Origin of the sequence: Vibrio coralliilyticus ATCC BAA-450 (genome assembly GCF_000176135.1) — a bacterium.
In the GTDB taxonomy this organism is placed as follows: domain Bacteria; phylum Pseudomonadota; class Gammaproteobacteria; order Enterobacterales; family Vibrionaceae; genus Vibrio; species Vibrio coralliilyticus.
Genome location: NZ_ACZN01000008.1, coordinates 71,610 through 84,696 on the forward strand (window position 1 = coordinate 71,610; position 13,087 = coordinate 84,696).

Below are 13,087 nucleotides of genomic sequence, written 5' to 3' on the forward strand. Positions count from 1 at the left end.
TGTGTACTCACTCTAACCTAATTGATGACTGTGCAAATGAAAAGTCCTTGTCTATCAAGGCGTAACTTAGTTCTCAATCAGTAACAGCAATTCCTGTAAACAGGACACTTCAATGTCAGGCAGTGTTCGGGCTCTGCGGTGCTGGATTAAGCTCGCACCCTGATCGTTAAACCAACATGCCGACAAACCACGATTCTTGGCGCCTTTAACATCACTAATCAGATGATCACCAACGTGCAAGATGTTGTGAGCTGAGCACTGCAGATGGCTGATGGCTTTATCGAACATCTGTGGGTGTGGTTTAGCATAGCCATCTGGACCCGATTGAAGGATCAAGGAAAAATATTTTGCTAGGCCGATTCTTTCGGCATCCACATTGCCATTGGTAATCGCTACTAATGGCATTTGCTCAGCAAGCTTCTGCATAACCTGATGCGTTTGATCAGGTACAGTAAAATCACTGCGTAGCCGCAACACTTCCTGAATCGCCTGCTCAGCGGCGTATTTGGCGTCCACTTGCTCATAGCCAAGGCGATAAAGACCTTGCTCTATCTGAGTTCGCCGCCATAGCGTCATGTCATTGGTCAGCCAGCGGTCAGCGGCTGCCAATTCCATCTTTAACTCATGCCACCAGCTCAGTGGTTTACTCGCAGACATTGGGTGGTGTTTGTGTAGCCAAGCCACCACCTGCGCCTCAACCCTGCGGATCACTGGGCGGTTGTCGTACAAGGTATCATCAAGATCGAACGTCATTGCTTCAATGACTGGTAGCTGGCGATAGAAATGCATCAGTCACTCTCTTTCTTTTTAGCTCTGGGGTGAGCTTGGTCGTAGACGTCAGCAAGATGCTGAAAGTCCAAGTGTGTATAGATTTGAGTGGTGGAGATGTTCTCATGACCCAGCAACTCTTGAACGGCTCTGAGGTTATTACTCGACTCCAGCATGTGGGTCGCAAACGAATGACGTAGCTTGTGCGGACTGATGTGACTGGCAACCGACTGTTTTTGTCCCCATTCGGCCATACGCTTTTGTACGTTACGGTGCGAAATCCGTACTCCCAGTTTGGACACAAACAACGCTGGCTCATCGGTATTGGCTAGCGCACCACGAACTTTGAGCCATTTGGCGACCCATTCCTCCGCCATGCCAGCAAAAGGCACCTTACGCTCTTTGTCACCTTTACCCACCACTCGGATCTCTCCGGAAGACAGGCTCACATCACGAACATCAACACTGACCATTTCCGCCAGTCGCAGCCCCGCGCCATACATCAGTTCCATCATGGCTCGGTCGCGTATCGCCAACGGATCATCTTCATTAACTTCGAGTAACTGACCAACTTCATCCACATCGAGGTTTTTGGGTAAAGGCCTTTTCTTCCGCGGAGCAGACACACCCTTGGCAGGATTTGCGGTTAACTCTCCTCTCAAGATCAGGAAATCAAAGAAACTCCGTAATGCGGATAATCGAGTCGCAAGGCTGCTGGCTTTCATGCCATCACGCATACCTTTACTCGCCAGTTGGCGAACCCAAGCTGCGTCAACCTGAGACCAATCTTTCAAGCCCATAGTCACCAAGTGTTGAGCCATGGTTTCCAGTTGTTGTTTGTAATTACGTTGAGTGTGCAGGCTAAGCCCTTTCTCGCTTCTCAAGTACTCATAGAAACGATTGAGAGGGCTTTGTAGTCCGTTAGGCAGAGGTATTACTGATTCGCTCATGGTCGTCACTTTGCCATGGAAGGGTTTCAATCAAGTGGGAAAGCACCAGTGCAAGATGGCGCAAGAATAAGGTGTCCATATGCGGCTGAAAGTGCCCACCATCACTGCTGGAAAAAGCCAGAATGCCTTGCAGGGACTGCTTGTGCAGCGGTAACACCACATAAGACCCCATCTCAGGTGCGCGGGTATTGTCACCAAACAGCAGTTCTCGATCTGCTTTACGCATTCGCCCTAAATAAGCACTCTTACCATTGAGGTGATTGGTCGCAAAACGTTGGTAATTATCTTTATCGAGTGAGTAATACGCTGACTCACTGTCGAGCAAACGTACATACGCCACCAACCCGAGAGACTTAGCCATCTCTTCGACGGCTTTGACCGCAGGCAGCAAGGCATCACAAGTCAGGACATGTTCCTGCAAACTCATAAACTCATGAAAAGTACGATCGTTGTTTTTCGCCAACGACATCAGAGTGGTTATCTCTTCTTCCAGCTCTTCAATACGCTGGCGTTGTCTGGTCATTTGAACATGAACCAGCGACACCGCGCCCTGCTCTTTATGAGGTAATGCAAGGCGATCGACTAAATCACTTCGGGTACTAAAAAAATCTGGGTTGTCACGCAAGTATTCCGCGACAACCTCAGCTGTCAGCGCATCAGCTTCAATCTGCGACACGTTCGTTCCTTTATTTATTTTCTTCTTAACAGCTTAGCTGACCATCGAACACATGAGTGGCGGGGCCAGTCATGTAAAGCGGTTTACCCGGTCCTTGCCAGCTGATTTTTAGCGAGCCACCAGGCAGGTTCACTGTGACTTTCTCATCCAACAGTTCTTGCACGATACCCACTGCAACCGCGCCACAAGCACCACTGCCGCATGCCTGAGTTTCACCGGCACCACGCTCGTAGACTCTCAGGTTCACTTCGTTGCGGCTTAATACCTGCATGAAGCCAGCGTTCACTCGCTCAGGGAAACGCTCATGAGATTCCAGCAGCGGGCCTAACGTATCAACGTCGGCAGTTTGTGTATCGTCTACGACCGTCACAACATGCGGATTACCCATGCTCACCGCACCGCAGAACAAGGTCTTTTCTTCGGCACGTAAGATGTAAGTCTTCTCTGTTTGCTTGGCTTTGAATGGGATCTTATTCGGTTCAAATTCCGGTACCCCCATATTGACGGTAACCTGATCGTCTTCTTCAATACTGAGAATCATTTTGCCTTTCTTGGTGCTGACACTGATGCTGTATTTATTAGTCAGGCCTTTCATGCGCACAAAACGGGCAAAACAACGGGCACCATTACCGCACTGCTCCACTTCGCTGCCATCGGCATTGAAAATGCGATAGTGGAAATCGGTTTCGGGATCGTAAGGGGCTTCAACCACCAACAGTTGGTCAAAACCAACTCCTGTATGACGATCCGCCAGACGGCGGATCAAGTCAGGAGAAAAGAAAATGTTCTGAGTAATGCAGTCGACGACCATGAAGTCATTACCCAAACCATGCATTTTAGAAAAATGGAAATGCATAAGACTCCAATTACTCCGGAAGAATGTTTTCTAGGGCCCACAGGCTCGACAGCTCTTCACGCTGGCGTACCAAATGCGCTTTATTGCCATCGACCATCACTTCAGCGACACGAGTACGAGTATTGTAGTTCGACGACATCACAAAGCCATACGCACCTGCTGAGCGAACCGCAAGCAGGTCATTTTCCTGCAATACCAAAGCGCGGTCCTTACCAAGGAAATCGCCCGTTTCACAAATTGGGCCAACCAGATCGTATGTCACTGGCTCACCTTCACGAGGGTTGACCGGCACGATGTCTTGCCACGCTTGATACAGTGCTGGGCGCATCAGATCATTCATTGCAGCATCGATAATGGCAAAGTTTTTGTGCTCGGTATGTTTTAGGAACTCAACCTTGGTAAGCAATACACCGGCGTTAGCAGCGATTGCGCGGCCTGGTTCAAAAATCAGTTCCAGATCTTGGTGATTTTCCAGTCTACCAAGCAGTGCCTTAGCATATTCAGATGGCTCAGGCGGCAGTTCGTCACGGTAAACAACACCCAGACCACCACCCACATCAAGGTGTTCAATATTGATACCTTGCGCTTTCAAGTCATCAATCAGTGCCAGCAAGCGGTCAGTGGCATCAATAAACGGTTCGATGTCCGTCAGCTGAGAACCAATGTGACAGTCGATGCCTTTGATCGTTAAGTTTTTAAGACCTTGTGCAAACTGGTACACCGCAGGTGCACGATCAAACGCAATACCAAACTTGTTATCACGCAGACCTGTTGAGATATAAGGGTGCGTATTGGCATCAACGTCTGGATTGATACGCAGTGAAATTGGTGCTTTCACTCCTAACTCACCCGCGACCTTATTAAGGCGCTCTAGCTCTGGCTCAGATTCCACATTGAAACACTTGATACCCAGTTCAAGGGCACGTTTCATTTCAGGCGCCGTTTTGCCAACACCCGAGAAAACGACTTTGCTCGCTTCACCGCCTGCTGCAATAACACGCTCCAGTTCACCACCAGAAACAATGTCGAAGCCAGACCCAAGGCGAGCCAGTGTATTAAGCACACCCAGATTCGAGTTCGCTTTTACGGCATAACACACCAAGTGTGGGTGCTCACCAACGGATTTATCGAAAGCATTCCAATGGCGCTCAAACGTCGCGCGGGAATATACGTAAAGTGGCGTTCCAAATTGCTCTGCTAAGTCTGTCAGTGGAACATCTTCGGCCCAAAGTTGGCCATCATCCTGATAGTTGAAGTAATCCAAAGTGCTATCCCTTATGTCATTATTTATTGTTGTGAAGGCTGCTCATTCTGAGATGCATCTTCAGGCATGTAGAGAGGACCTGTCTGACCGCAGCCAGCCAAACCAAGAACGGATAAAAGAAACAGAGCGATTAGTGATTTTTTCATGGGTTGTGTCGTGATTAATCTTTCAATGCCCCCTATAATCGCACCACACTCAGGAAAAGCAATAGGATAACAGGATGAACGAGACTGAATTTCATCAGCTGGCAGATGTTCAAATGCAAATCATCGAAGAAATGATTGATGATTCAGGCGCGGACATTGATTACGAAACTTCCGGTAATGTCATGACCCTAGAGTTTGAAGACCGTAGCCAAATCATTATTAACCGTCAGGAGCCAATGAAGGAAATCTGGCTGGCATCTAAGTCTGGCGGTTTCCACTTCGCTATGGTTGAGGATCAGTGGACCTGTTCAAAAACGGGTATTGAGCTGATTGCGATGGTTAAACAGGAGTGCGAAAAGCATTCGGATGAAGAGATTGAATGGGTGTAGTGCCCCGTAAAACTCGGATACAAAAAAGAGCACCTTAAGTGCTCTTTTTTATTGCTTCGACTTACGCATTCACGGCCCGACTTGGCTTGGAATAGTTAGCGCCATCATTACGATATGGCACGATGTAAGAGTCACCTTCTGCTGGGTGAACGATTTGATAGTACTGAGGCAAATTGAAGTTAATAAACTGAGTCGACATTTGATTATCATCTTTTACCGACGTGTAGAAGCTATTCACGCTGGCAATCATCTCATCTTTCATGCCACTGAACTGGTGGTACACCTCAACACGGTTTGCTTCATCCAATACATAGATATTGAAGCCTTGATCTGAATCTTCAAAAAAGAACTGGATCAGACCTTCACTGGCAAAGCTGTCGACTATTTCTGGCAGCTGGTAATCTTGCTCCTTGTCCAGCATCAGCAATGGTGAACCTTTGAGTTTACTGGTCGAGATGCTGCGGTAGAAATCGACCGAGTTTTCCAGCATCTGCACAGACACACCGCGGCGCTCAAAGAACAAGCCATACGTTTGTTGAGCAATACGCAGCGCTTTAAAGCGGCGACGTTTCTCTTGCTCAATAGGCTTAAGGCGCAAATCAATGCATTCCGCTAAAAGCTGATACACCATATTACGCATCACACCACGCAGGTTTTTACTGTAGCAGAACACATCTACCGACTCAGGCGGCAACGCATCTTGGTGCATCTTACCCAGAATGGTTTTCAGTGCATCCAGCATCGCCGTTTCGCCTCGGAAATGCAGCGTACGGACTTCATGCCAAGAATTGCGATAAACCAAATCCACACTGCCAACCAGACAAGTCTGCTTTGAGCCAAAACTAAAAATATCGGTAGTTTTCAGATCCACTTTCAGCGCGCGGCCACTCAGCTCAGCCGTTGGATCATCTTCAAAGTTGATGAACATCGCCAGTTGGCTGATTTCACAAGGGCTCGCTAATGCCTGCATGGTTGGGCGGCGCTTGCGTAATGAGAAGGTATTACGCAAATCGCTGACCATCTGATAGAACTTATCGATATCCAGATGAGCATCACGAACTACCGAGTGCAGACGCGTCGATTCTGTAATTAGACCATTGAAGAATGACCAAGCGACCAACTTACTGAGGTATTCATTGTGCTCTAAGAATGGCTGACCAAGAATGCGATCTGGCTGAAGAGGTTGCTTATAGAGGTACCAGCCGGCTCGGTTTGTACGACCTGGTCTCACTTCAATAAAGCTCAAGTCGGATTCATGCAAGTCTGGGGAAATCTGCGGATTAAGCAAAGTCACCTTACCCGGCAACACCTCAAACGCCGCGTAGAGCTTACGCGCCAAGATACTGATGTCCTGCGGACTGATTGCAGAAGTAATGTCGTTACGACGAGCAAACTGAATCAGATTACGATAGCTCAGCATCAACGCATCAAGCAAAGCATGGTGAACCACTTTAACCTGCTCAACCTTCCAGTTACGGCGGTCGTCTAGCTCAACCAGCACTGAGTGGTCCCAGTTCCATTTCTGGATCATGTCACTCATCGCCTCACGGCGCCAAGCAACAGAGCCAATACCAGGCTCACGTGATAACTTCTCGTGTGTTTTGAGATAGAAACAACGGCGCACCAGATCAAGACGGGTATAATCGCCAATACGCTCAAGGTAACGTGTTACCTTTTCTAGCATCAAGTAGTATGCATCCATGCCATAGAGATCAGGCTCATGGGCAAAAAATCGACGCTTAGTATCAATGCTAAGCAGTTGGGTATGTGGGTACTCCCACGAATACGCTTCAAGTAGGATAGCTTTTAGCACCGACTTGTAAGGTGAATCGATACTCTTATACAACTGCCACAAGTTCGAGCCAAAATACTCTTCGGCTGGAATACGGTTCAGCTGACCAAAGTCAATCCACTGCGAGCAATCAATGTAACCTTGGCTGCATAAATCGCGAACGTATTCGTCGTAGCACTCTTCCATCTCAGGCGGCACGATTTGCCACAGCAACCGCTGACCAGCAAGACGAACAGCAGAGCGATAGAATTCATCTAATAGTAGTAAGTGTTGGGACGAGCCACAGTTGTCGCCGGTCATTTCTTCTGAGCGATTGGTACGAAAACGCTCTTCATCCATAAGGAAGAAATTCGCCTCAACACCTTGAGTCTGAGCCCAATCGGTAATCAACAAACACTTATTGGTCAGGCACTCTCTTTCTTCACAGCTCATTGATGGTGAGACACACACCCAGATATCAAGATCGCTTGAGGTACTCTGTCCAATCGACGAAGTACTACCCATGGTATACAAGCCGAGAATAGCGGGCTCTGCACTGGTCCGAAGCGACTGACCTATCGTCAGTTCAGTATCTTCAACAAACTGCTGTTGCACCTCATTGAATTCGAGACCGTATACACCAAAAGGAACTTGAGAATCGTAATAGCCGGGGATGACTGGGTGGTTGAAGTGAAGAAGGGTAGGAATCAGATGGAAAACACGCTGACTTTGCATATCCATAAGAGCCAGCGCGCGCTCAATACGCTGCTGGTTTAGGTTATCAAGTCTCTGAATAAGCGTCTTTGTATAAGCCTGCAAGGGTGATTCCTTGGTTGATTCCTAACTGTGCCCTGACGACAAATTGTTCTAAAGCACTAACAAAACGTGATCAATTTAACACTTTTATTTCGATTGGTAAAGAAATGTACGATCGAATCGACATTGTTTTGTTAATCAATATGCTCGCGACATAGTGTGGTACGTATCCGCCTTTTGTAATAATAGCCCATTTTACAAACGAGATGCTCATCACACTATTTTGAATATTTTCTGCTAGCCCGACGTCTGACATTCATCGAAATGATCTAGCAGTAAGACTTTTTCTTGGAGAATGGTAGGATTAGCCCATCTGAACTGTTATTCAAAGACCATCATGACACAATCGACTCCTATTCGAATTGCAACACGCAAAAGCCCTCTTGCTCTTTGGCAAGCCTACTACGTACGAGATGCCCTTCAAGCAGCACACCCTGGTTTAGAAGTGGAGCTTGTAACTATGGTGACGAAAGGCGATGTCATTCTCGATACTCCATTAGCAAAAGTCGGCGGTAAAGGTCTGTTCGTAAAAGAGCTCGAAGTCGCCATGCTGGAAGGACGCGCAGATTTGGCAGTTCACTCAATGAAAGATGTGCCTGTTGATTTTCCAGAAGGCCTAGGGCTGGTTACGATTTGTGAGCGTGAAGATCCTCGTGACGCTTTCGTTTCTAATACCTACGCTAACATTGACGAACTGCCGCAAGGTGCGGTTGTCGGCACTTGCAGTCTGCGCCGTCAATGTCAGATCAAGGAATACCGCCCAGATCTAGTCATTAAGGAGCTACGCGGCAACGTAGGTACGCGTTTAGGTAAGCTCGATGCTGGCGAATATGATGCCATCATCCTTGCAGCAGCAGGCTTGAAACGCCTAGAGCTAGAAGAGCGCATTCGCAGTTTTATTGAGCCTGAGCAGTCTCTTCCTGCTGTCGGGCAAGGTGCAGTCGGCATTGAATGTCGCCTAGATGATGAGCGCCTTATCAAGCTACTTGAACCACTTAACCACAAAGATACCGCTGACCGCGTACTGTGTGAGCGCGCAATGAACTTAACCTTGGAAGGGGGGTGTCAGGTGCCTATTGGCAGTTACTCCCTGCTGGATGGTGATGACATCTGGTTGCGCGCGCTTGTCGGCGAGCCTGACGGCTCAAAGATTGTGCGTGGCGAAATCAAAGGCTCGCGCGCCGACGCTGAGAAACTTGGGGTGACATTGGCCAACCAACTGCTGGATGACGGTGCTCGCGATATTTTGACTAGACTGTACGCGGATCACGAGTAACTCCATGGCGGTGTTGGTTACCCGGCCAGGTGAACAAGGCCGCTCACTCTGCCAACAGCTCAACAGCGCAGGTATCTGCGCGCTTCATCAGCCTCTTATCGAAATCCTGCCGGGGAAAGATCTCTCCGGCATTGCCACTCAACTTAATCAGTTCGACTGTATTCTTGCCGTCAGCCAACATGCGGTAACGCTCACACAACAAGCCTTTACGTCTCAGCAAGAATGGCCGCAAACAGCGACCTACATTGCCGTCGGTCAAAAAACTGCACATGTTTTAAGCAAACTCAGCCAGCAAAAAGTACACTACCCCGACGTTGGTGACAGCGAGCATTTGCTCGAGCTGGACATACTAAAAAAAGTCAAAGGCAAAAAGGTCGTTATCCTACGAGGCAACGGTGGCCGAGAGCTGATCTACGAGACACTTAGATCTCGAGGCGCGCATACCAGTTATCTTGAAGTATACAAACGAGAAAACCTTGCTTTCGACTCAGATTTATTCGTACCTTTCTGGCAGGATAAACATATTCAACAGTTAGTCATCACCAGTTCAGGTCAGCTGAGTTACTTTGTATCACAGCTTACACAAGCGCAATTGAACTGGGCATTCGGGCTTCAACTTTATGTACCGAGTGCACGTATCGCAAATGAAGCGCAACAAATGGGGTTTCTTCATATAATCAACACAGGAAGCGCTTCCAATAAGGATTTACTGGCTACTCTCCGGCCAAAGTGAAACAGGACAATAGCAATGACAAGTAAAAATAAAAACGACCACATTGAACCTGAGAAAGACCAAGAAACAGCGTCATCTGCTGAGACTCACGAGTCTTCCAACAATACTTCTAATGCGTCTGAATCTCCCTCTACGTCTTCCGATAAAAAGTCTGAACCTACAGCGTCAACAGACACTGCCAAACAAGAAAAAAATGCCAAGCGCGGGGTTAAGCTCGGTGCTGTCGCGATCGTGATTTCACTGATAGTTGGTGGCGGTTTAACATTCCAGATGCAGCAACAAAATGCTCAGTACCAATCTCAAATTGAAGCACTGAAAAAGCAACTGGAACAAACTACCGCTTCTGTTCAGCAGGATTTAACCGCAACTCAGCAGGCAACGTTAGCCAAAGCCACCGAGATCACTCACAATACAGAAACTGTTTTATCACAGCAGCAAAAAAGCATTGAAAGCCTGCAGCTTGCGATTGCTGACGTAAAAGGTCGTCGCCCGAACGACTGGCTATTAGCAGAAGCAGATTATCTAGTGAAGTTGGCGGGCCGAAAGCTGTTTCTCGAACATGATGCCGTCAGCGCCACTAAACTGATGGAAAGCGCCGATCAGCGCATCGCGGCGTTAAACGACCCAAGCTTGGTGCCGTTACGTAAATCAATGGCCAATGACATTACGAAGCTTAAGTCTGTGCCAATTATCGATCGCGAAGGCCTAGTGCTCAGATTAACGGCGCTGCAACAGCAAGTCGACAGCCTTCCGTTAGCCAATGCCATTCTTCCTGAGGCACCAGAGCAGAAAGAGCAACAGGTCTCCGAAGACATCTATGATTGGAAAGATAACCTGATGACTTCACTCAAAGACTTCTCGGAAAATTTCATTACCTTCCGCACTCGAGATGGCAATGTCATTCCTTTGTTATCGCCAGAACAACATTTCTATCTTAAAGAAAACATTAAGGCCAAGTTAGAAACGGCGATTAAAGCGGTGTACGTTGAGCAGCAAGATATTTATCAGACAGCATTAACAACTGCCGACAAATGGTCGAGTTCATTCTTTAACCAAGACGCTAACACCGTTATCGAGTTCAATAAAACTCTGGAGATGCTAAGCAAGCAAAATGTACAAGTCGACTACCCGGTGAAACTTGAAACACAGCAAATTCTGTCCGACGTTATTCGTGACCGCCTGCGCCGTGAAGTCACCACTCTGGTTACGGAGGAGAAATAATGTTCAGAATCATTTTTCTCTTCGTCGTCTTAGGGGCTGGGCTGTTTGCCGGAACCCAATATGCTGGCCAGCAGGGCTACGTACTTATCTCAGTTGCAGATAAGACCATTGAAATGAGTGTCACGACTTTGGTGATATTTGTTATTGCAACATTGGCCGCGCTGTTTGGCCTCGAGTTTCTGATCAAGAAAACCCTCTATGCCAGCTCAGCGACCTGGAATTACTTCAGTGTGCGTAAGATGCGTCGCTCTCGCCGCTATACCAATGAAGGTATCATCAAGTTGCTCGAAGGTGACTTCAAACTGGCAGAAAAAAAAGTCACTCGCTGGGCAAATCATCATGATATGCCGCTACTGTGTTACCTAGTCGCTTCAGAAGCAGCGCAAGGACTGGGAGACAATGAAAAGCGTGACCACTATCTTAAACTGGCATCTGAGCAGGAAAATGCTCTATTAGCGGTTGAGCTTACGAGAGCCAAGCAGCAAGTCAGAGAAGCAAATTACACTGCGGCATTTGAGACGTTATCTCAGTTGAAATCCAGCTACCCAAATAATCGCATCGTTCTTAATCTGCTAAAAAATGTCTACATTGAGCTTAAGATGTGGCAACCACTGCTGAATACCTTATCTACACTGGTGAAAAGCAAAATCATCACTAAAGATGAGCAGGCTCAGCTAACCCAACGTGCTCAATGCGGTTTGTTAGAGGAAGTTGCAGAGCAAAAAGGCAGTGAAGGACTGATCGCCCACTGGAATAGCCTTACCCGCAAATTAAAAAGCGACACTCACTTAGTCGAATGCTTTGCCAAGCAGCTTATGGCTCGTAAAGCAGACAGTGAGGCTTTTACGCTAGTCAAAGAAAATCTCAAAAAGCACCCAGATTCAGAGCTCTATGCATTGCTGCCTGATATGAACCTAGCGGACGATCATCCTGTCGTTGTGTTCCTAGAAGACGTGTTAAAAAAAGACGGTAACAATGCCTCAGCGCACAGTGCACTTGCTCAGTTCCACTTAAGAAATGAAAACTGGTCTGAGGCACAACAGCACTTAGAAAAAGCGTTGTCAGTCCGTTCCAGCGTATCTGATTACTCTTATTTAGCCGATGCACTAGAGAAACAGAATATGACTAAAGCCGCTCATGAGGTGTCGAAGAAAGCACTCACTTTAGTCCAAGCGTAAAGGTTTAATCTCTACTAACTAAGCCGACCGCTAGGTCGGCTTTTTATTACTTAAACCTCACAACGCTCATTCTTATCCGTAGTGGAATGAAAAACCGTTAAGATTTGAATGTCTAAGCCTACCAAGTTGCCAGTTTAATACCTTAGAAATCGTCGTCAGGACTACCAACTCCTAAACTTCCTAAGTATTCCGCACCCGATAAGACAGGCCAATCTTTATGTGATTTGTACTCTAAAGAAACGATGCATACACCAACAACAAAGCCCAGCTTGAGAATAGTATCTCTATATAAGTAGTAGCTCAGTTTTGTGGGTAGTTGGACTCGAATACGTTCGGGACTTATTAGTTGCAAGCGACAACTTTGCACAAACAAAGAGGCCCTATCATAAACTGATCGGGTCTAGAATAAGTGCGGGTCGCTGAGTCTGTACTCAAGCGGGATGCGTCCCCTAAATATCATTGCCCCTAAACGACAAAACCCAGTCCTTGGACTGGGTTTCTAAATAAATGGCTAATGGTGGTGGAGAGGCCTAGCTCAGAGTTGTGGACAACCGGGACTTGTTGGTCGCAGACCAGCAATAATACTGCAGATACGAAAAAGCCCTAACATCTCTGTTAGGGCTTTCTCTGAATAAGTGGCGGAGCGGACGGGACTCGAACCCGCGACCCCCGGCGTGACAGGCCGGTATTCTAACCAACTGAACTACCGCTCCGCACTGGTTAGACTCTAAGTCTAAATTTAAAGCCTGGCGATGTCCTACTCTCACATGGGGAAGCCCCACACTACCATCGGCGCTATTGCGTTTCACTTCTGAGTTCGGCATGGAATCAGGTGGGTCCACAACGCTATGGTCGCCAAGCAAATTCTTTATCAATTTGCTCGCAAATTCAAACGCACTTTAGTGCGGCCCTTTAGGGTGAGATTTGCTTGCAAATCGAATAATTCGGAAAGCTGTTTTTAAGTTCTGTATTTACACATTCAAAGTTCTTGCTTTGAGTCCATCAAAACCCTTTGGGTGTTGTATGGTTAAGCCTCACGGGCA

At 47.4% G+C, this 13,087-nt stretch carries 12 protein-coding genes, 1 tRNA gene and 1 rRNA gene; 5 read left to right on the forward strand and 9 right to left on the reverse strand.

Features of this window, described 5'->3' with window-relative positions:
• Positions 1–66 precede the first annotated feature (66 nt).
• Genes yigB through lptM form a run of 6 tightly spaced genes read right to left on the reverse strand, consistent with a single transcriptional unit; the run spans position 67 to position 4,660 of the window.
• The gene (yigB, locus tag VIC_RS01265; RefSeq protein WP_006957328.1) at positions 67–789 is read right to left on the reverse strand and encodes a 5-amino-6-(5-phospho-D-ribitylamino)uracil phosphatase YigB; all 723 of its coding nucleotides are present in this window, start codon (positions 787–789) and stop codon (positions 67–69) included.
• A complete protein-coding gene (gene xerC, locus VIC_RS01270; RefSeq protein ID WP_006957329.1) occupies positions 789–1,718 on the reverse strand; it encodes a tyrosine recombinase XerC in 930 nt (309 codons plus the stop codon). The genes yigB and xerC overlap by 1 nt, the downstream gene beginning before the upstream one ends.
• On the reverse strand, positions 1,690–2,394 hold the full coding sequence (locus VIC_RS01275; RefSeq protein ID WP_006957330.1) for a DUF484 family protein: 705 nt from the start codon (positions 2,392–2,394) through the stop codon (positions 1,690–1,692). The genes xerC and VIC_RS01275 overlap by 29 nt, the downstream gene beginning before the upstream one ends.
• Before the next feature lie 25 nt (positions 2,395–2,419).
• Positions 2,420–3,250: a diaminopimelate epimerase gene (gene dapF, locus VIC_RS01280; RefSeq protein WP_006957331.1), complete on the reverse strand. Its 831-nt coding sequence runs from the start codon at positions 3,248–3,250 to the stop codon at positions 2,420–2,422.
• Between the two features lie 10 nt (positions 3,251–3,260).
• Complete coding sequence (lysA, locus tag VIC_RS01285; protein ID WP_006957332.1) at positions 3,261–4,514, reverse strand: diaminopimelate decarboxylase; 1,254 nt, start codon at positions 4,512–4,514, stop codon at positions 3,261–3,263.
• 23 nt (positions 4,515–4,537) lie between these two features.
• Entirely contained in the window at positions 4,538–4,660 is a 123-nt protein-coding gene (lptM, locus tag VIC_RS27225; protein WP_006957333.1) for an LPS translocon maturation chaperone LptM, read from the reverse strand.
• Positions 4,661–4,734: 74 nt separating this feature from the next.
• Here lptM and cyaY point away from each other — a divergent pair, with 74 nt between their 5' ends.
• Positions 4,735–5,049, forward strand: coding sequence for an iron donor protein CyaY (gene cyaY, locus VIC_RS01295; RefSeq protein ID WP_006957334.1), 315 nt, complete (start codon positions 4,735–4,737; stop codon positions 5,047–5,049).
• Between the two features lie 61 nt (positions 5,050–5,110).
• Here the strand turns inward: cyaY and VIC_RS01300 are convergent, their stop codons facing one another.
• Positions 5,111–7,639, reverse strand: coding sequence for a class I adenylate cyclase (locus VIC_RS01300; protein ID WP_006957335.1), 2,529 nt, complete (start codon positions 7,637–7,639; stop codon positions 5,111–5,113).
• Positions 7,640–7,973: 334 nt separating this feature from the next.
• Between VIC_RS01300 and hemC the strand changes: the two genes are divergently transcribed.
• The 4 genes from hemC to VIC_RS01320 are packed head-to-tail and all read left to right on the forward strand — an operon-like array spanning position 7,974 to position 12,044.
• On the forward strand, positions 7,974–8,912 hold the full coding sequence (gene hemC / locus VIC_RS01305; protein ID WP_006957337.1) for a hydroxymethylbilane synthase: 939 nt from the start codon (positions 7,974–7,976) through the stop codon (positions 8,910–8,912).
• 4 nt (positions 8,913–8,916) lie between these two features.
• Complete coding sequence (locus VIC_RS01310) at positions 8,917–9,645, forward strand: uroporphyrinogen-III synthase (RefSeq protein WP_006957338.1); 729 nt, start codon at positions 8,917–8,919, stop codon at positions 9,643–9,645.
• Positions 9,646–9,660: 15 nt separating this feature from the next.
• Entirely contained in the window at positions 9,661–10,866 is a 1,206-nt protein-coding gene (locus VIC_RS01315) for a uroporphyrinogen-III C-methyltransferase (protein ID WP_006957339.1), read from the forward strand.
• The gene (locus VIC_RS01320) at positions 10,866–12,044 is read left to right on the forward strand and encodes a heme biosynthesis protein HemY (RefSeq protein ID WP_006957340.1); all 1,179 of its coding nucleotides are present in this window, start codon (positions 10,866–10,868) and stop codon (positions 12,042–12,044) included. The genes VIC_RS01315 and VIC_RS01320 overlap by 1 nt, the downstream gene beginning before the upstream one ends.
• 636 nt (positions 12,045–12,680) lie before the next feature.
• Here VIC_RS01320 and VIC_RS01325 read toward each other — a convergent pair.
• Together VIC_RS01325 and rrf are read right to left on the reverse strand one after the other, a co-directional pair.
• Positions 12,681–12,757, reverse strand: a tRNA-Asp gene (locus tag VIC_RS01325).
• Between the two features lie 31 nt (positions 12,758–12,788).
• Positions 12,789–12,904: ribosomal RNA gene (gene rrf, locus VIC_RS01330) — 5S ribosomal RNA — on the reverse strand.
• Positions 12,905–13,087: the final 183 nt, after the last annotated feature.